Raw genomic sequence first — 19,958 nt, 5'->3', positions numbered from 1 at the left:
TGTGAATTGGGTATTTCGAAGATCAGCAAAATTTAGCCATTCACCTTTAACTTTGGTACTCTTCAACGCGACAACAAATAGCCTTAAAATCACTTAAGGGAATTATGAACCTTCTCTCCTTCACGACCAACCTGCTAATACACATGATAGAGCTTTAAATGCTCAGAATCTGCCTAATTGCCACATACTGGACATTCTGGATTCCTTGCAATGCTGATCTCTCTTACATCCAGATTCCACGCGTCTATGAAAACTAAATTTCCCGAAACATCTTCTCCTTTCAGTATACGCACCGCTGTAGTCCAGGCGATAGAGGAGGCTATTAGAGGAGCAGAGGCAAGTACGCCTAACTGTTCACAGCTCATGTCCATTTCATCGGTGTCTCTTATGAAACATGATAGACACGCAGTTTTCCCTGGTATTATGGCTTTCACTTCAGCTACAGTGCCAATGGAAGAAGTGAAAACCCATGGTATACTATTCTTAACACAGTACTCATTTATAACTCGCCTCGACCGCATGTTATCTGTGCCATCCATAACCAAATCGGTTCCATCGAGTAATTCCGAAATGTTCTCTGCATCAAGATTAACTGGAAAACTCGCAATTTCAGTATCCGAGTTAATCTTCTTTAAATGAAATGCTGCCATTTCGGCTTTGTTCTTTCCAACATCCAATTCGTCGTATAGTATCTGCCGGTGCAGATTCGTAATATCCACGTTATCTCCATCTACTAACGCGATCTTTGATATCCCGGCTCTAACGAACAGATCAGCGGAAACAGACCCGGTAGATCCCAGACCTATGACACTCACTTTAGATTTCTTCAGAGCAATATAACCATCTATAGATATCTCTTTGAGGGCGATTTCCCGTGAGTAGCGAATCCCAAAATTCATGCATTAACAGAAATTGAAAATCGTTAATAAGGATATTCAAGTCTTGAGACACTCTTTGGACCGATTCGTAATCATTTTACGTACCCGCGCAATCACATGTTATGAAAGCTGTGGTTCTCTCTGAACTCAACAAGCCACTTGAAGTAAAAGAACTGAAACAACCTGAGATTTTGTCCAATGAAGTCCTTGTAGAGCAGGACACAACCGGCATTTGCTACCGAGACATCCTTACGCAAAAAGGATTTTTCCCAAGAGTTTCTCTTCCCATAGTTCCTGGGCACGAAATAGCGGGGCGTATTGTGAAGAAAGGCGACGACGTTAAAGGTTTCAAGGTTGGAGACAGAGTTTCAAGCTTAATCTATGTGCCTTGTGGAAAATGCGAATTTTGTCTCTCTGGGAGTGAGAATCTGTGTCCCTACAAAAGAACGTTTGGGGAGATGATCAATGGCGCCTATGAGAAGTACCTAAACATTCCGGAAATTTCACTGGTAAAGGTTCCCGATGGCGTTCCAGCTCCTGACGCTTCGATAGCTGCTTGCGTGACAGGGATGATTATTCATGCTATTTCCAGATTAGGAAAACTACAGGAAGGGCAAAACATTTTGATAACCGGCGCAGGCGGCGGCGTGGGTACGCACGCGATACAGGTTGCGAAAGCTTTGGGGGGACACGTTATTGCAGAAACAAGCTCTCCATGGAAATCTGAGCAGCTGTACCAACTGGGTGCCGATCACGTGGTCACGGGGAAAGATTTCAACAAGGAAGTAAAAGATCTAACGGGTGATGGTGTGCACGTTGTACTCGAGTCTGTTGGGTTGCCTACATTTGAAAGGTCTCTTCGTTCTCTTCGAGTCGGAGGGAGAATGATAGTCATAGGGAACGTAGATCCGACCGCAGTACCACTGCCACTCGGATTGATTATTCTTAAGGGGAATACTATCAAAGGAAGCATAAGTTCCACGAAAGAAGACGTGTTGAAGGCACTAGAGCTAAATAAAACTGGTAAAGTGCACTCTGTTGTTTACAAAACCGTAGGTCTCACGGAGGTAAATGAGGCATATGAGGATATGCTAGCAAAGAGATCAGTTGGCAGAATAATGCTCAAACTTTGAAAAAAATTGAAAGAAATGGCCGAATGAGTTTTCATGAAATTTGCGTTTGTATGATCCTGAAAGGCATTGACAAATTTTGATTGATGGAGTTCACAAGTAACAATCATTTCGACGGTGGAATGCACTCTCAGAGCAGTAAATGAAAGAGTCTGCAGCTGTTTGAGAAATTAAATTGTACAGAATAGACTACAAAGATAGACCAAGTTTTTGACCGTCTCGAAAAGAAAAATTTTACGCTTTTGTTTTAACAGCTTACCTATTGGAATTTTTTTAAAAATTGGCGTATACACAACCAAAATATCAGAATAACGCGCAAATTCGGTAATGGCGTAGTTAGCTCCAGAATAATAAGAAAATGTTTATAGTTCTAGAAAATCGGGGTGGGGTGATAGTGTGCAGGAACTAATATGTAACATTGAATTTGATAAAGACGGTGAACAATTCTTGGCAAAACTTCGGACTGAGATGGGGGGATTGCGAGAATATAATGCAGAAACTTTCGAAGAAGTGCTCAATATGATCATGCTAGAACTTCAAGAAGAATTCTCCTGAATCCGGTAAATAAAAGAGAGAATAGACGATATTAAATCGAGTATAAATAGAGTAGACACTCCGCTGGAATTTTAAAATTTTATAAAGAGAAGATCACAAGATTTCAAATTAGAAATCTTATCAAACACACATTTCTGCATAAGGCGATTCGGAGCAGTAAATATCTTAGAACACCGGGACTTCGGTGCTGTATCGTGATCTGGAAGATTTAAAGTTAGTGGTCCGTATATAACACACACTATGGCCGGAAAATGATTAAAAAAGATATATTGTACCAGAAAAGATTTTAAATAGTGTTAAATTAACAATTAACTTGAAGAAAATATTCATTTTAGTTCTGGTTGTTTCACTAAGTCTTGCACTCACCTCAGTTTCACTTGCAAGTCCTTTTCAGGATCGTGGGCAGATGGTTTTTGGAAATTTGCCGGAAGTTTACATAAATACCACAAATAATCAGAGCTTCAATGTTTCCTATTCGTCCATTACTGTAACAAACGACGGTACAACATATCATTTTCCATTTAATTTTGCAAAATGGGACTTCAAAAAGATAAACGGATATCAGAACGAGTACTCTGCAACGGTTGACTCAATTCCAGTACTGAGTGGAATGATGAACATAACTGATCAGAATATTACTGGCCAACTTCCAAATTTCTCCTTTGAAAAAACTGTAAATGTGAATATAATTACGAATAGAACCACTGGGTATCTTCCAAATTCCACAGAGAAAGTGACCACACTTGAGATAACGATAGAAATATCAAGCAGCAGTTTCCAAGGCAGTGGAAATGTTTCACTTTACCAATTTCTAGGGGCTGGAACACTGAATCATACCTATTTTTCACTTAATCACTATAAATTTAGCAATTATTCCAAAGAACGAAATTACTATTTGAACATTACTGGAGAGAAGAACGTCAATGCGTATTACTGGTGGAATACCAACTATACTATGAATGATAAACCAGAAGTTTTGGGACACGATAGAAGTAGATTTATTCCTTTGAAGCTGTTCCCTGCAGTTGTATTCACTTACCAGTTCAACGCTACAAACCGTAACCACTCATTCAGTATTGTTCAGGACCCGTTCTTTTCTGTGCCAACATTTAATCTCTTAAATCATACAGTCATTTATAATGCGCTAAATAATATTAGGGAATTTCTATACGAACACATAGAGTTTCTTGGAGCAGGGCTTGCTACCGGTTTTGCGTTACTTGGAACATCTTACGGGTATTATAGAAAAAAACACATCTAAATTACTCAAGCAGCGACAATAGATTCATGGAAAGTGAATCAAGGAAACTCTCTTTGTACTTTCGCATCGTATCGATCACCTGTTCAGGATTTTTGAGATAGAGGTAGCGCTTTTCTCCTTCCTCTCTTATGGCTGCAATTTGCTCCTTTGTAAGTAAATCAACAACTTCATTGTTTCCTTTTGGGCTTTTCTTACTTTTCAATAACTTCCCTAAATCGATCTCCTTTTCGATTACCAACCTGAATATCAGAGGCCTTGTTCCACTGCTCCTCAAATAAAGGATCAAGTTTCGTTCATCATATCCCGTAGATTCTATGAGAAAGTACCTTTTTAATTTCCCATCGGATCTTACGCTGATTAAACCGCTTTTTTCCATCTGGTACAGGTGATATTGTATCTGACCATTGGCTAAACCGGTTATTCTTTGAAGTTCCCTAAAATGGATTCCAGGATTGGAACGTACTGTTGAAGTTATCAACTCCCTAGCTTCAGAAATCCTATCCAAGTCTCAATTACCTCGAACGACACCAACGTAGAACAGAATCATTACGACAATCTCAGAGGCAAGGAACAGATCACTCATTGAATATGGAACAGGAATTATGTTGAAACCAACTAGAAGCGCTAAAAAGGAATCAATGAGTATGATCAGGAATGTAACGTTCAGAAAAAGTAACAACTTTATTTTGCTTTTTTTATAGGCTTTTAGACCCACTACGAGAAGAAAAATTGACAGCACAATCGCGATTCCAGATAGGTAATAATATGGATCATTCATCTGAACTTGATAGATGCCAAGTAAATAAATTATTCAACCTAAAAACTCCATTCACGTTAAATCTATGGAAAAGACAAAGAATATCCAAGTTTCTTGAATTCAGATACCAGATGTGCCTTTTCCTTTTCGTCTGCGTAGAGTTTATCCACGAATATGTTTTTGATAAACTTCCTTCCCTTGAAGGCTGCCTTCATTTCGCCGTCGTGAATTAGAACATAAACGTTAATCGTTCCCAGTTTTCTCTTGAGGTAATCCGAAAAACACAATATTACCATGTCTTTTGGCATTAGAATACGTGAGTTATCTTTATAATCTTTGGAGTTTAAGTAGTCTCTTGTCGTGAAAAGGATCTTTTGTTTTCCAGGAATTGCGACCGTAAAGACTTTCATATCCTTTTGAAGGCTTTTTATTGCTTTATTCGGATCATATGCAACTGGTGAACCAACCACTGAATTGATTAATTCAGAATCAGCGAACCCGATGGTGTTGATTAGCGAGCGCAAGATTATATTCACGGCTTCCTCATATGAGTATATTTCAGGAACAAAAACATATTTCCCATAAAAATCCTTTGCTAATATACAATCACTGAACAGTTTCCTGATGATTTGGGAGGCTTTGCTTTTGATCATATCATTTTTGATATAAATATCTGATAATGATGCACTTCCAAGTTCCATCACAGTTCTGATCACGACCTGATCAAGTTCGGACAGCTCCTTTTTTCTTAATGCCCTGTATACGGATATGGATTCCATTGTCGCAAGAGCAGGAACCATGAATGGACCGGAGAAGGAATAGAGCAGTTTCGAGACAAAATAGTCCGTTATAAGGTTTCCCTTCAACCCTATCAGTGAACTCTCCGATTCTGACCTGATACCAAAAATAGCCCTTCTTAGGGCATCATACGGATTTTTGACACTCATAGAACTTTGGAATGTTGCAGATCTGATGAATAATTCTTCATCCTCCATTTCGGCCACACTGAAATTACCACTTATAAGTGAATTGCCCTCGGTCTTGATAGCAGGATGTGTGGGGCCTGTGAGCAAACTCTCGGGTGGATTAGCTATGATCATGCTGTCGCATCCGAATTTCTGTTCAATATCAAGAGCACATTGGAGGAATTCAGCACTATGCTTTGTGTCCCCTGATATATTGCTGATCCATAACGCATTATCAGACACGTCAAGGTTCATATTAACAGATTCTTTTCCGTTTTCAACAAAGACATAATTGTAGTCTATTTCGTTTAAGTATCTCCGTGGCAGATATATCTCAAGCGGATCCACTATAGGCAGTATTGCATAGTTTCTTCCAGCAACATCGATCTTTAAACCACCATAATAAAAATCATCTTGAACAAAAACTGGTTTCGCGTTAGCCTCCGCCAGCGGTTTGTCCGGATAGAACCAAAAATTGCGTCCGATCTCGTGCTTCGATAGCGGCCCCATTTTCTCCAGAAATATTTTGAGCGACCTAGAGGGATTGATAGGCCCATTTATTCCAAATTGGGTCCTTATCTTTTTCGTCTTGTCCCGCGATATTGCGATACGATATTCCAGATCTCGCAGCACCTGCCTTACAAGTTTCGCCGGGAGACCGGAAGAGGATATAATTTTTGATTCTGTGTCTTCTCCTGAATTGATTAATTCGTATATTTGCTCTTCGTCATTCTCCAACGCCTCAAAACGCAGGTCATGCAGTGATTCTGCAAGCCACCTGGCCATAAATGTCCACTTGTGCTTCATGAACTTTCCATAAAGTATTTCGTTCTTGGAGATCATGGAGTCAAATTCGGCAGGATTGAACTTTTTAACTCTTGCCTTTATGTTTTCAACACTGTATGCATACCCGTAGCGATCAAAATACTCATGAACGTTAGTAACGTCCGAGGAGAACTTACCGATCCTGAGCTCCAGCAAATTATGTGGACCACTCCCCAGAAGGACATTTAGGTCATCCTTGAGGATGTATTGCTTTGCAAAGACAGGAGTGATGTAATCATAAACTACGGTTTCATTCTTGCATAATTCATCAAGAGCATTGACCAGAGATTTTTCACTGACTGGTAACTTTATGACGATTTCATCCAGCGTCAAAGGGCCGTAACTCGAAATGGTTTTTAATAAAGCTATTGACAAAGCCTCAGCATAATCGATCGCACTTTCTTCAATATCATTCGATATATAGACTGTAACACCCTCTATCTGGTTCCTTCGAATGAGATACGATGATTCTAACTTCATAATGCGATCGCGTAATTCTTCTTCTGGGAGTTCGGTCTTTCTCTTAAGTTCACTAAAGGTTACACTATTGCAATTTTGCAATATTTTTTGCGATGCCGGATCTGATGGCTTTTCCGTGGAAAATAGTCGTCTAACAATTTCGTAATTGTCTTTCGATGCCCAGACCGGACCTCTCACATAAGCCGATAGTATATCGCCGTTTTCCATCGCTTTTGCCGTGAGGTCAAGGGTACCGACAGAAGCATATGGGAAAGGGCTGTTTACACGATTTTTAAAAGGATCGATCGTGAGGAAGTGATTGCACATCTCCATGTATGAATCATAATCAGTTATTCGAGGGACTTTGGATTCGTAATACTTTTCAACCGATTTCTGGTCCTTGATCAGAAATCTTATCTCATCTGGGCCATAGACCTTGTCCAGTATCTTAGACTGGAGTTCTCTCAGGAGCTTTGAGCGATCTTCCATCAATACCATATCGGATATCCCTGCGAGGATCATCCCATAGGAAAATGGGCTGGTTTCAGAAGAATATTTACGGACTATGAATGATTTTTTTTCAATTACATCCCGTACATAATCTGCAGCTCGTGGAACGTCCATCATGTCTTCCATGACCTCCCTGTAAGTCTCCTTTACCACCGGGAAACCTTTGATCTCTTCAAGTGTTCTAAGCAGCTTATCACTTCGAAGCTGTTGCCTCGCTACAGAGATATCATAACCTTTGTATTTCCTCAAAACCATCAGCGATCTTGCAGCACAGTGACGGAATCTCTGCTTGAAAACCTCCGAGTTGGAAATAGATCTTCGCGCGTAATCCACAAAGCTATCGTGAGACACCATTTCAAGCGTTTTCAAAATAGGTATCTCCTTTTCCGAGGCAAGTATGAATCCATTGTCTGTGACGGTTACTCTGGTATTAACTTCAAGTGCGTTTGAAACGGCCAGGGCATAAACGCGTGAGAGTGCATCGTTAACTCTTCTCCCAAGAGGGACATGAAAGATGATATTGTAGAGCCCGGAATTGTCTTTGTATCCCTCCACGAGAAGTTTATTTTCCGTTGGAATCCCAAAATTCATCTGTGCCTTGATGTAGGAAATCAAACTGTTTGCACTATTATCGTCCAGATGATATCCTGTCTTGAGCCAGTCCCTTATATCCTCACCATTTTTGATCCTGTCTGCAGCTTCTTCTCGGAATTTTCCTATAAGAACTCCCAGGTCATAACTTCGGGGCAACATCTCGCCGGTCCATGAAGGAACCGTTGGTCTCAGACCCGTCGCGTCCTTTACGTTCACGCGGTTTCTCTGTGTTTTGAGGAACATGTATGTCCTGGCACCAAGAACAAATATGTCACCCTGGCGTAGGCGCTCCACAAATTTGTCGCTAAGCTGGCCCAGGTGCCTACCGTTCTGGTCCATTACCTGATAATCAGATTCCTCCGGTATCGTGCCTATATTCATGAAGTATATCATACGGCTGCCTTTCTTCTTCCCAAAAGAACCTTCTTCGGCATCGTACCATATCTTTGAGTAAATCACGTTGTCTTCGATTTTTCCTGAGAGATAGTCAAGAGTATTCATGTAATCTTCGTGAGACAGCGTGTGGAAACAGTGTGAGTTTCGAATTATTCTATATGCCTCTTCCACCCCCCATACCTTCTCTACTGACATGCCAACTATCGCCTGTGATAGTATATCCAGGGGATTCGAAGGAATAACTACCTTGTCAATTTCCTTGTCATATGCTGCTTTTGTAAGCACGGCGCACTCCATGAGATCATCGAGATCGAAAACGAGAAAACGCCCCACAGACATATCATTAATGCCATGACCGGACCGCCCAATCCTTTGGATACCTTTGGAAACGGATTTAGGACTGCCAATCTGAACTACAAGATCTATGTAACCTATGTCAATACCGAGTTCCAGAGACGTCGAAGTTATTACGCATTTCAACTCTCCGTTCTTCAATTTGTTCTCAACATTCAGCCGGCTTTCCTTTCCAAGAGAGGCATGATGTGCCTCTATACTTTCTATTCCTCTTGCTTTTAGGCGCATGGCTACGTGTTCAGTCCCGCTCCTGGTATTAGTGAATACCAGTGTTGTCTTATGAGACTCGATTAAGTCTGCAAGTATCTCGTACATCCTGTCGTTTGCGACCTCGTAGTTACTCTTCGTTAAATCAGCAACAGGCGTTATCGTTTTAAGATCGAGAAACTTCTTTGCGTCAACATCAACAATCTCACAGGGCCTTCTGCTTTCGCCATCGTATCCACAGAGGTAACTGGCTATAAGATCTAACGGTGCCTGAGTGGCTGAAAGGCCGATTCTTACAAAGTTACCTACAACACTCTGGAGACGTTCAAGGTTTACGGAAAGCAGAGCACCTCTTTTCGTCGACGATATCTCGTGTATCTCGTCGACTATGACCCATTTGACGTCACGAATCTTTTCCGCGAACTTCAAGGACGAGAGAATTAAGGCAAAGGATTCTGGCGTGGTAATGAGTATATGCGGTGGAGTACGTAACATCTTCTGTCTTTCAGACTGTGGAGTGTCACCAGATCGAACAGCTACACGTATTTTTGGAACCTTTTCTTCCTCCTTTGTAGAGAGATCGTAAATTTCATGAAGAGGTTCGTTGAGATTTTTATTTATATCGTTTGCCAGGGCTTTTAATGGGCTTATATAGATGCAGTAAATGCGATCTTCAAGTTTTCCTTCGTTTCCAAGTTTGAACAGCTCGTTTATGATAGACAGGAAACCGGTGAGTGTTTTTCCCGTGCCGGTCGGGCTGGAAACCAAAACGTTTTGCCCAGAGTGAATTATAGGTATCGCCCTACGCTGTGGATCCGTCAACCCTTCATATTTTGTATTGAACCATTTAGAGATAATTGGATCCAGGAATGGGAGATAGTCCTCTACTTTGAATTCAGAAAGTTCGGTTTCCATTTGCTATAACTTGAAGCTAAGTTTAAAAAAGTATATAATAGTTTATAAGATAAATTAGACATGAAAGCAAAAACCATTTTTCTTAACTTAAATATCGTTCTTTTTTTCATCCGTTTGTATCTTTCTGCGTTTGCCAAAGCGCGTGGTTTTCAGCAGTAGATGGTTGAGTCAAGGCTAAACATATGCTGTTTCATAACCGAACATGCCTGAGCAGATGATCAGTAATCTCACCCTGACGATAATGCTATTCAACAGATTTGTTTATAATCATTCGATGTGTCTCAACTTTTAGCAACTGTCGATTTTTATTAACTCTCCAGACTTTTTCCCATGATCTGTGTTTTTATGACCTTGAGATTGTACGCAAGGATTTTCAGGCCAATTACAGTGTCACGGAATCCGTTCCGGTTATACGAGATGTTTTCTGCATTCATCATGATCTCCGCCAGAACTGAAAAGCCCCCTCCATCTCCCGCCTCAGGGAATGCATGAACTTATATTTGTTACATATCCAGTTGAGCTCACGCACCACATACAATTATTAATCCGGGCGTAAGTTTCAGATCTTTCACTGCACTAATATAGCTATTTATTCAGGACAGTTTTATGTTTTACCTACGTGCTATTGCGAAGACTACTTGTTGAGATATAACTATCACGTGCCATTCCTCTTGCAATGTTATCAAGTATGATCTTTCTCTGATCCGATCCGTGCAATAATTCATCATAGAACTCTATTGCTTTATCATAGTCGCTAACATTAATCGGTTTTGGTACTCCGTCCTTTCCACCGAGTCCAAAGGAAAATTTTACTGGATCGACAAAGGACGGTTGATCACCGTATATGACCTCTGCAAGATATGACAAGGCTCGGATGGTTGATTTTCCTATTCCGCTCAAATTCGATAGCTCGTCAAAATCCTTTGGCTGATATTCATAAAGTTCCCTCATCTTTTTCCAGTTGATCTTGTAATCCATCCTTAGTACTGGTTCGTCTTTGCTGAAGCTATCGAGCGTCCTCTGTTTATCGGTTACAACGCCATAATAAAATTTGTGCGCACCTTCCCTCGCTAGTTCAACCATATCACTCCTGTTCCTTTCACTCAACTTTGTAGTAAGATCAAGTACGTCTTCGACAGTCTTTTCTGTGGAAATACCGTTACGACCATCATTAAGTCTTTCGGATACAGTGCTGTATATCCAGTGATATCTGCGGGCCATCCGCAATGATGAATTCATGCCCTGTTGGACAAGAGACCACTTTCCTTTTCCATCAAGTACTATGAACTGAAGATAAAGATCATATGTATCTTGTAATAGATTATTATCGACTTTTGCAAGTTCTTTAGCGTTTCTCCTTAGAGACTGCGCTTTATGATCGCTTATAAAACCTGTATCTACAGCTGAGTTCAAGTCCTCCGCAATTTTTCCCATTTGCCTGCCCTTTCCACCTATTATGACAATATTCTCACTTTTTTTTGAATAGTACTCTTTAAGGGCGCTTAAGGTTGCAGTAGTAGTTCCGCTTGAATTCCAATCAAATCCCGTTGCAAGTGATAAAGAATGGAACCAGAATGGATCGGCAAAATTTTGAAGAAGATGCTCCGAACCAAATTTCTCTATTATGAGGTCTGAAATTAATCCGCTTAACCTTATCATCCTTTTGTATAAATATTCGGGAGGATGTCCATAATGAAGCGGAAGTACTGACATACCGGTTCTCGGCATTTTATCCTGTAGATAATACCTTATACATTATTAATAATGCTTTCCCAGTATTATTCTCAGCCTCGACAGGGATAATATATGGCAATCAGTCATTCAGCTTAAATTGCACTGCAGACATAAGGAGTGGAAAATCTTCATGCTTAAAGTTAAGCCTTTTTGGCTGTTTTATTATCAACTGCAGAATCAATTTTCATCAAAACTTGTCGCTCGGTTAAAGTGCCGATACACTTCCCTAAGGAGTCTATGACAGCCAGTACCCCTATATTGCTTCCTCTTAGAATTCGCATGGCATCGGTGACTTCATCTTCTGAATCAACTGTGGTAACTTTGTCAAGCGGCATTTGTGAAATTCTGCTGTTTTCTAATGCGCTCTTGGGGAGAAGCAACATATCAATTATATCCACTGTGCCTAACGGAACGCCTTTATGATCGACGACAATGGCCTTGGGAATATTCATACTCCTCAGTTTATCCATAACAGATCTTATGGTATCTCCCATGGTAACAACCACACCAAGATTTGGGTCGATTGCATCTTTAACCCTCATTGATACTAAATTTTCCACCACGATTTTGTCTTCATCTGAAAGATCAATCCGGTAATGTGTTTTCGACGATATACTCTTTACCTCAGACAGGACAAAACCTATGACGATCCAGGCAAGGAAAAGAGTAGTGTAATCTGTCACCGTCGAAACTGCAGAGTAGATAAGCACGATCGTACTGATAATGGCACCAACCGCAGCTAACAGGGGTTCCTTGAAAGCCCTGAAAGAGTTTATTATACCGGCTTTTGCCCGCAACATAAACCTCCGACCGCTTCTTATCCCCACATGCAGAAGTGAAAAATCTGAACTCACATGGATGAAAAGACCTCCAAGCGCAGACACAGTCCCCAAGAAAATAAACATAGTCTCGGCGTCCATATATTTCAGCATGAATAAAGGTAGTGCAACCATGACGACACCAACGAAAGTTGTTGCAACGATTGGCCTATCCTTCCAATTTAGCGAAAATACGTGCGGAAATGTTCTGTCGTAACCCATTCTGAATATTGTCCTAGAGGCAGCTGAACCGAAAGACAGAACTGCCAGGATACCATCATTGACAGTCGCTATTGCTGCGGCATAGTAAAGATATATACCAAATTCCCCGAAGTTGTTCTTGAGTATGCTTATTATAGGAAGCTTGTCCAGTACCGGTATCTCAATATGATTCTGGTATACAAGGTTAGCAAAGGCATAGATCATGAGAGTGGCAAGAAGCCCCCCGAAAAGTATGACCGTGATTACGCTTCGGCCAACGATCCTTTTTGGATTTCTGATTTCCCCTGAAAGCGGAGCTATAGCTCCGTAACCGGTCGGTATACCCATTGCGAATAGTATCCCTAATGCGAAATCGCCTCCGGATGTATGAAAAACGATCGGATTGGGTATGTACGCTTTTCCCTTGGTGACAAGAAATGATATAGCCACAATTGCCAGCATCAGACTTATTTCGAGTATAACCGCGTATAATGCGTACTTTGATGATGCTTTCACGCCAATTATGAGAAAAGCAACTGACGGCACCATTATCAGGAGAAATGTGTAAAAGAGTGGAATATTAAAAACTGTATCTATTATAAAGATTGAACCAGCAAGATAGGCCAATCCATAAAGAATTGAATAAAATATGTACATCCACCCAGTATCAAATCCTAATCTTTCAGATAAGCCCTGAAATGCATAACTGTAATAGCCACCGGAGGTTGCAAATCTCTTTGACAATTGAGTAACAACAAGCCCGTTTATCAGTACCAGTAAAGTGCCGATTATCATTACAACCGGCGCGTTAAAGCCTGCGAGCGTAATCGCGAATGCCCCGTATGTAAGTATACTGAGAAGGGGCGACATACCGCCGAACGATAGAAAAAAGACGTCTTTGAAGGTTAAATGCCTGCTAAGCTCGCCCTTCGTCTCGCTTTTCTCTGTCATTATAAAGCGGTATAATCCCACATTAAAATAAGTTTTGTCTAAATTTAGTTCGATGCATAATCGGCTTAATGCAGTGATTATTTTGCTCTATCGATGGATACCCAAAGGAAATATCCATCAAGAAAATTGTTAATGAAAAAATTATAAATTGCTATTAGCATAACCACTCATGAAAAAATCTGCTTTAATTGCAGGTGTATCCATAGTTATTGTCTTGATGGTTGTCATCAATATCCCCCTGGGTCCTCTTCCTCCTCTTGCTAGACTTTTGAACCCTACACAGGGCGTATGGGTTCCACCGATCCCAAAAAATTCTACAGTCGTTTCCGAATTTAATCTTACCCAGAACGACAGCACAGCTAATGTTATCGTTTATAGGGAACCTGATGGATTTACTGGCATAGCATCTAACCACACGTGGGCTCTTTTTTATGAACAGGGATACCTGGAAGCACAGTATAGATTGGAACAATTAACGATTCTTGAAAGAACGGCAAACGGCAATCTAGCTTCTGTTGTTGGCCCTTCCGCTATCTCCTCGGACACTCTTTCCAGGCTTCTAATGGATTGTCAGGTTGCTCATGAAGAGGTCTCTAACTTAAGTAAGAACAGTTTCACATATAAAGCTGGCTCTGAATTTATACAGGGAATCAACGATTACGTTAACAATCTGAACTATGCAAATTATCCCATACTTTTCAAGTTGCTTGATTTCAAGCCGACGGACTGGAATCTCACCGATCTTTTTTCCTTGATGCAGTACTTCCTCTGGGTAAACTCTAACGGTAACTTCGATCCAATACTTTTCAATTATGCACTGCAACAGATGCCAACAAGCGTAATAGAAGCTCTCTATCCAGAATATCCTGCGGGAGTACAGAATCCGATTGTGCCATATAGCGTGAATCCATCGATTTATACCAAGCAGGGAGACGTTAACAACTTATCTTTCTATAAACCGTTTGTTAACCTGAGTAAGACTGCAAGCCTCGTAATCCCTAACGTGGCAACGGTATTCGACTCCCCCCAGCAAATTTCACAGATAATTTCAGACGCTACTGGACAGGATTTGAATCTGTCTTTAAGCCTTAAGGATTTTGGAAGCAACGACTGGGCTATAAGGACTGAGGTTAACGGGTCCTATGTGGCATTGCTGGCAAATGATCCCCATCTAACTACAACAGTTCCCTCTGTATGGATGGGTTTCCAGCTTGTTTCACCTGGAATGAATGTCGTCGGCGTTTCTTTTCCCGGTTTTCCAGGAATAATTCTCGGACATAACTCAAATGTCGCATGGGGTGCCACAAATGGTCAGATCCAGGAGGTATATTTCTACAACGAAACAGTGAACCCCTCCAATCACCTGGAGTATATGTCCGATGGACACTGGACAAAGTTTCAGGTGTTCAACGAGACCATAAACGTTAAAGGTTCGGTCCCAACAAAACTAATGGTAAAACTGGCGAACAACGGCGTAGTTATTGAGAACGCGCCAAATGTGATCGCAATGAATTGGACCGGATTTATTCCCACCGACGAACTAGCATTCTTCCTGAGAATCGATAGGACAAATTCGGTTATTGGATTCGAGCAGAACGAAACAGAATTCTTCAAGGTGGGAATACAGAACTGGGCCGTGGCAGATTCTAAGGGAAATATAGGGATATTTTCATTAGGATATGTTCCAATAATCAGCAGAGGGAATCCCAGAGCGGTGTTACCAGGAAATGGATCGTATAACTGGGTAGGCTTCGTAAACACAAGCCTGCTCCCTCACGTTTACGACCCCGCGAGAGGCTTCGTTTTTTCTGCGAATCAGGTATCTGTGTCCGAGAACTATTCATACTATCTTGGCTGGGACTATGAGTCTGGCTACCGCGCTGACGAGATATATCAACTTCTGAACACAACTAGTGGAATCGATACTTCAAAGATGGAAAAAATTCAGCTTACCGTTCACGACTACACCACTAATCTGTTTTTGAAGCCGCTGTTAAGTGCACTGAAATCGTACGGATTTTCTGGGACTCCAGAATACACGAGTCTCTCTACTTGGAACGGCGATGCATCGATAAACTCTACTGCAGAAACGATATATTACTTCTGGCTTACAAACTATGTTAACGATACGTTCCGCCCTTACCTTGAACACTATGGCATAACCCTTGCTGAGGGACTAAACTCTACTGCCTTTTACATGGGCAGCGACGCCACTTATCATGGCCCACTTATTGAGGATCTGGAGAACTGGACTTCCAATGCTCCCAATATATCTTGGTTCAACAATCCTCTAAATGGACAGCACAGAAACGCAACTACGGTTATGCTGTTGAGCTACAACCAGACCATAAGCCAACTAACAAGGAGTACTGGAGTATATTCTACCAAATGGGCCTGGGGTAATTTCCATAAAAGATATCTCTCCAGCCTTTTCGGTGTGTCCGTTATGAATACGAAGGAAATCCCAGCTGCGGGAGATTCGAATACCATAAATGCAGCCTACGGCCTCATCTCTAATTTTGGCCCTTCTTGGAGAATGGTAGTTAACATGTCGCATCCTGCCAGCTCTGTAGGAATATATCCCGGTGGCATATCCGAAAATCCATTGAGCCAGTATTACAGCAATACGTTCATTCCGTGGAATAACGGCGTTTATTACCTCTTGATTCCGAAGGACGCACCGAAACAATTCTTTTACCAATACGAAAGCGGGGTGAGCCCTTGAAAACAGTATACGAGATAGGCATTGCTATAACCCTCCAGGCCGTGCTGTCGCTGGCATTATCTGCATTTGGTTACTGGTATCTGCAGTTCGTAACTGCCGCAGTACTTGGCTTATTTCTAAATTTTGGTCTGCTCACATCAGCCTCGCTGGGAGTTGGAGGCGTATTAGGCACTCTAATTTCCGTTTTTTTCCGGAATGGCATGCTCTCTCTCACATATGCGTCACTAGCTGGCCAGATCATGGGGTTGGGAAGCTTTCTGCCACTCCTTTTTATGCTCCTTATAATTTCATTCATTATATCATGGGCAGGTGGAATGATTGGTTCGGCTTTTACATTACGATTCGCACACGAGGAGAAAAAGGCTAGCTGACAGTTCGGCTATCTGATATTTTCCATCGCCTAAAACTATCGAACATAAGAATCATTATTATGACAACTACGGCGAGGATACCGAGAAATGAATCCTTGAAACCTACGCGTTCTATAAAGAAGCCCGAAACCAGAGGCAGTATAATTCCTATAAGCATATTCAGTGAAAAGAACCAGCTGTTAGCTACGTTTCTCTGCTGGGGTTTAAATGCCCTGCTCAGTGATAGTACAGAAAGTGGATAAGTCAGCCCATGCGGAACACCAAGCACCATCAGGGAGATCATGAATACTGGGAGACTCCTTGCCTCTATCATAAAAATTATGCCAATTAATGTCAGGGATACTGCAAGTGTCATGTGTTGCTTTATGCTCTTCGGTGGCCTAAATGAATAGTACAGTCGACCAAGGAAAGATGTAAGGAAGAATAAGGAGAACAATAGGCTCACAAGTGACAGAGAAATATGAAATTGCTCTACTTCATAAATTCCCCCGAAAGTTATCAGGACATAGAAAGGAATACCGTACGCCAGATTATTGTATACCGAGGCCTGGAATCCAGAATTAGACCAGACCTTTGTTTTTTCTCCAGTTATAGGTTCCTTTGGAAAACGGATCATTGGCGAAATAATTGTTGCAGCAACCCCAAATAAGCTGAATAAGAGGAACGCTTCCTTAAGCGGAACTAATTTCAGGATATATGATTCTACTGCCGGACCTGCTATGAGGCTTACACTAAGCGCGACGGTATACAGTGATAATATCCTTTCGCGTGTCCTGATGTCGCTGAAAAGACTGGCAGAGGTGATGATATTTGGCATAATCATACCCAGAACAGCCCCACTGGCTACACCAAGGATCCATACGGAAAAAGTATTCGAAAGCCAGAATCCTATCAAGATCAACGTATACACAAAAGTCGAAGTAATAAATGCGAATCTTCTCTGTCCTGGATTCAGCCTTGTATTCAAAAAAGCGGTGGTCAAGAAACCTGCTGCCGACATCAAAGCCTCAATTATCCCTACTTCCGTTTCACTGAATCCGAAGGAATACTTTGTGAGAAGAGGCACTGTTGTCATAAGCATGTTGTTACTGGCCCTGATCATGAAGGTCATGACCAGAATTATGAAAGCCGCTTCTACGACTAACAGTTTTGAATGGTCCCTTAATTCTTTCATTTATATTATCTAGAACGTGATTACTTCATAATCTTCGTTTATGAACCGAGCAAGCCGTTCCCCGAAAGGTTCTAATTTTATTCCAATTTTTAGTAATTCGTCACTCACGTTGTAGTTTTTAGCAATAGCCACGCAGGCAGAATCAATGGCATTTGCTGCTACAAGTTCCTTAAAAGAATCAAGAGCAAATCCTTCAAGCTTAGTAACAAATTTCTCCATAGGACCATACAAGAGTACCTTTACGTCTGCATATCGGTTTGATTTCAACTGCCTGGCAGCCGTAATTAGACTCAAATTAGCTTTTTCTGGTGAATCTGATCCAGATGTTAGCAAAAACAAAACTTTTTTCATAGCGAGAGCAATTGATTTATCTAATATAACGTTAATGCAAGGAAAAGCAGATGGTGGTTGTGTTACTTACTTACGCTATAGCCATCGTTTCATGAATCAAGATTTCATCTTGAAAGGATTTGGAATAAAATGACCTTATCGAAGCATTTCGCAAGTGCTAATCCGATAGCTTTTTAGACTTTTAGAGAGAACATGATTCGAGCCATCAGATTTTCGTGCTTTCCGGATAACATTGTCATCGGTTACTCAGACCATTAATCCAGATTATACGTCAAGCCAAGATCATATAAGAACGGAATGATAAACAACAAATTAGCGTCGAAACCTATATAAATTATAACACCAGACACAATGAAGATTATCACGAGTAATATGGGCTTGATGTGCTTACGGTATATAATCGCTAGTGCAAATATAAATAACATCTGGATCTCGTCGCTGATAACGCTATTCTGAATTATTAAGGCAGTTGTGCATACTGCAATTGCGATAGTAACAATTAAGCAAATTAAGGAAGTGGTCTTTAAATGATTCCCTCTTCGACGAAAGGCGCTATGATTAGAAATCATATAACCTACCAAACTGTATTATTACGTTGAAATAGATTATCAATGTTTTGATGCTCAAATAAGACCAATATTTGATGGTTGAAAACCTAACATCTCGAATTATTCATAATACGATGGTTAAAAATAGGAAAATACTAATGCTCTAGCTCCGCTCTCGACCGCCTTCCTACGATCCTATATTTTGATGCAATAGTTACTAATACAAGAACTACCGCATCCAGAATTGCTACACCGACCGCAAAAAGTGCCCGACCAACGCCGTATCGCGGAATCACAAGTAAAAGCGCACCATAGATTGCAAATGTAAATAGCAAAAACGCGATAACGTAGAGATAACCGGCTCTCCTCTTTATTAACGAGGTCGATTCACTTGAAGCCAAAAAACTGAAAAAGATCCACGGAAGCACCACATTGAATAGAATAATAAATGAAACACCAATAAAATGTGAGTCAGCTATGAGCAAGAAGAATAAATTGTTAGGGAGTATAAAGAAAAAAATTAATTGCCAAACAAAAGCTACAAACCCGAATATTCCAAGATACCACTTTGTCTTTTCCTTCATTATCATGGAACTTACCTCAATAATTGCCCACTGAATCTGAGTTCCTTAACGTTTGGTTTCCCATGGGGAAACTATTCAATTCGCACGTTGGTTATCCATCTGTGTATGACAGCTCTCAATGGTGCATCATCACTGTTATATTATTTAGTGAAATATAAAAATTTAGTTTGTATTGAACCGCAATACGAGTTATTATCGGAAGTTATAAAATTAGTGTCTATACTCAATATCGTCGCTAATACTGCGCCTGTAACAACCTTAATTACAGCATAGTCTGGCGTTATCTATCATTAGTGCGAACAATAGTCGAAACAATAGAACAAAGCTCTCGGCAATTAAGATATCTAGGATACCAAAGCCATGTGAGATTCTGTTTGATAATTTAGTAAGGTTGAGGTGAACATCAATCAAGTGCCTAAATTGATAAGTTGTAAACAATTGTTTCGAATAAACAAATAAAGGCTCAGTTAAGCTGTCAGTTTACTTGACAGGTTTTTGTTTAATACCCTCGTACCCATATTTTAAATACACAAATAATAAGGATACCCAAATAGCAATTAACGGCCCTAGCAGAAATACTAAATCTACTAGAGGGAACCTTATACTTTCTTGATTCATTAAGAAAAAAATCGTAACTGGTATAAAGTATAAAGACAATAAAGCAGATAATAGCATTCTCCCATACAAGATTGGTG

The 19,958-nt window shown here is 40.7% G+C and carries 14 protein-coding genes; 5 read left to right on the top strand and 9 right to left on the bottom strand.

Annotation, left to right across the window (positions count from 1 at the left end):
• Positions 1–173: 173 nt before the first annotated feature.
• Entirely contained in the window at positions 174–899 is a 726-nt protein-coding gene (locus LVQ96_02095; protein MCW6169942.1) for a HesA/MoeB/ThiF family protein, read from the bottom strand.
• A gap of 101 nt (positions 900–1,000) precedes the next feature.
• Between LVQ96_02095 and LVQ96_02090 the strand changes: the two genes are divergently transcribed.
• From LVQ96_02090 to LVQ96_02080, 3 genes are all read left to right on the top strand, one after another.
• Entirely contained in the window at positions 1,001–2,011 is a 1,011-nt protein-coding gene (locus LVQ96_02090) for a zinc-binding dehydrogenase (GenBank protein ID MCW6169941.1), read from the top strand.
• Between the two features lie 393 nt (positions 2,012–2,404).
• Positions 2,405–2,563: a hypothetical protein gene (locus tag LVQ96_02085; GenBank protein ID MCW6169940.1), complete on the top strand. Its 159-nt coding sequence runs from the start codon at positions 2,405–2,407 to the stop codon at positions 2,561–2,563.
• A 313-nt stretch (positions 2,564–2,876) separates the two neighbouring features.
• The gene (locus LVQ96_02080; GenBank protein ID MCW6169939.1) at positions 2,877–3,824 is read left to right on the top strand and encodes a hypothetical protein; all 948 of its coding nucleotides are present in this window, start codon (positions 2,877–2,879) and stop codon (positions 3,822–3,824) included.
• A gap of 1 nt (position 3,825) precedes the next feature.
• Here the strand turns inward: LVQ96_02080 and LVQ96_02075 are convergent, their stop codons facing one another.
• The 5 genes from LVQ96_02075 to LVQ96_02055 form a co-directional block, all read right to left on the bottom strand.
• Entirely contained in the window at positions 3,826–4,329 is a 504-nt protein-coding gene (locus tag LVQ96_02075; protein MCW6169938.1) for a winged helix-turn-helix transcriptional regulator, read from the bottom strand.
• Positions 4,330–4,332: 3 nt separating this feature from the next.
• Complete coding sequence (locus LVQ96_02070; GenBank protein MCW6169937.1) at positions 4,333–4,602, bottom strand: hypothetical protein; 270 nt, start codon at positions 4,600–4,602, stop codon at positions 4,333–4,335.
• Positions 4,603–4,664: 62 nt separating this feature from the next.
• On the bottom strand, positions 4,665–9,806 hold the full coding sequence (locus LVQ96_02065; protein MCW6169936.1) for an ATP-dependent helicase: 5,142 nt from the start codon (positions 9,804–9,806) through the stop codon (positions 4,665–4,667).
• Between the two features lie 615 nt (positions 9,807–10,421).
• Positions 10,422–11,519 carry a DUF763 domain-containing protein gene (locus LVQ96_02060; GenBank protein ID MCW6169935.1) on the bottom strand — a complete coding sequence of 366 codons (1,098 nt, stop codon included), beginning with the start codon at positions 11,517–11,519 and terminating at the stop codon, positions 10,422–10,424.
• A gap of 161 nt (positions 11,520–11,680) precedes the next feature.
• The gene (locus LVQ96_02055; protein MCW6169934.1) at positions 11,681–13,510 is read right to left on the bottom strand and encodes an amino acid permease; all 1,830 of its coding nucleotides are present in this window, start codon (positions 13,508–13,510) and stop codon (positions 11,681–11,683) included.
• 169 nt (positions 13,511–13,679) lie between these two features.
• On the opposite strand from LVQ96_02055, the gene LVQ96_02050 reads away from it, so the two are divergent.
• Both LVQ96_02050 and LVQ96_02045 read left to right on the top strand, forming a co-directional pair.
• Positions 13,680–16,235 (top strand): penicillin acylase family protein, encoded by a 2,556-nt coding sequence (locus tag LVQ96_02050; protein ID MCW6169933.1) that lies wholly within the window; start codon positions 13,680–13,682, stop codon positions 16,233–16,235.
• Positions 16,232–16,606 carry a hypothetical protein gene (locus tag LVQ96_02045; protein ID MCW6169932.1) on the top strand — a complete coding sequence of 125 codons (375 nt, stop codon included), beginning with the start codon at positions 16,232–16,234 and terminating at the stop codon, positions 16,604–16,606. The genes LVQ96_02050 and LVQ96_02045 overlap by 4 nt, the downstream gene beginning before the upstream one ends.
• Here the strand turns inward: LVQ96_02045 and LVQ96_02040 are convergent.
• The 3 genes from LVQ96_02040 to LVQ96_02030 form a co-directional block, all read right to left on the bottom strand.
• On the bottom strand, positions 16,599–17,780 hold the full coding sequence (locus LVQ96_02040; protein ID MCW6169931.1) for an MFS transporter: 1,182 nt from the start codon (positions 17,778–17,780) through the stop codon (positions 16,599–16,601). The two genes, LVQ96_02045 and LVQ96_02040, sit on opposite strands and share 8 nt — an antisense overlap.
• Positions 17,781–17,789: 9 nt before the next feature.
• Positions 17,790–18,131, bottom strand: a complete 342-nt coding sequence (locus LVQ96_02035) for a DsrE family protein (protein MCW6169930.1) — start codon at positions 18,129–18,131, stop codon at positions 17,790–17,792.
• Between the two features lie 703 nt (positions 18,132–18,834).
• Positions 18,835–19,269 (bottom strand): hypothetical protein, encoded by a 435-nt coding sequence (locus tag LVQ96_02030; protein ID MCW6169929.1) that lies wholly within the window; start codon positions 19,267–19,269, stop codon positions 18,835–18,837.
• Between the last annotated feature and the right edge of the window lie 689 nt (positions 19,270–19,958).

The sequence above is a fragment of the Thermoplasmatales archaeon genome (assembly GCA_026127925.1).
GTDB lineage: Archaea > Thermoplasmatota > Thermoplasmata > Thermoplasmatales > Thermoplasmataceae > JAKAYB01.
Note: the sequence above shows the minus strand (reverse complement) of the source record. Positions and strands in the feature narration are given on the sequence as shown.

Excerpts from the sequence above, each read along its gene's own strand:
- LVQ96_02030 (MCW6169929.1), bottom strand. The coding sequence starts at position 19,269 with ATGATAATGAAGGAAAAGACAAAGTGGTATCTTGGAATATTCGGGTTT.
- LVQ96_02065 (MCW6169936.1), bottom strand. The coding sequence starts at position 9,806 with ATGGAAACCGAACTTTCTGAATTCAAAGTAGAGGACTATCTCCCATTC.
- LVQ96_02070 (MCW6169937.1), bottom strand. The coding sequence starts at position 4,602 with ATGAATGATCCATATTATTACCTATCTGGAATCGCGATTGTGCTGTCA.
- LVQ96_02060 (MCW6169935.1), bottom strand. The coding sequence starts at position 11,519 with ATGTCAGTACTTCCGCTTCATTATGGACATCCTCCCGAATATTTATAC.
- LVQ96_02035 (MCW6169930.1), bottom strand. The coding sequence starts at position 18,131 with ATGAAAAAAGTTTTGTTTTTGCTAACATCTGGATCAGATTCACCAGAA.
- LVQ96_02090 (MCW6169941.1), top strand. The coding sequence starts at position 1,001 with ATGAAAGCTGTGGTTCTCTCTGAACTCAACAAGCCACTTGAAGTAAAA.
- LVQ96_02095 (MCW6169942.1), bottom strand. The coding sequence starts at position 899 with ATGAATTTTGGGATTCGCTACTCACGGGAAATCGCCCTCAAAGAGATA.
- LVQ96_02040 (MCW6169931.1), bottom strand. The coding sequence starts at position 17,780 with ATGAAAGAATTAAGGGACCATTCAAAACTGTTAGTCGTAGAAGCGGCT.
- LVQ96_02055 (MCW6169934.1), bottom strand. The coding sequence starts at position 13,510 with ATGACAGAGAAAAGCGAGACGAAGGGCGAGCTTAGCAGGCATTTAACC.
- LVQ96_02050 (MCW6169933.1), top strand. The coding sequence starts at position 13,680 with ATGAAAAAATCTGCTTTAATTGCAGGTGTATCCATAGTTATTGTCTTG.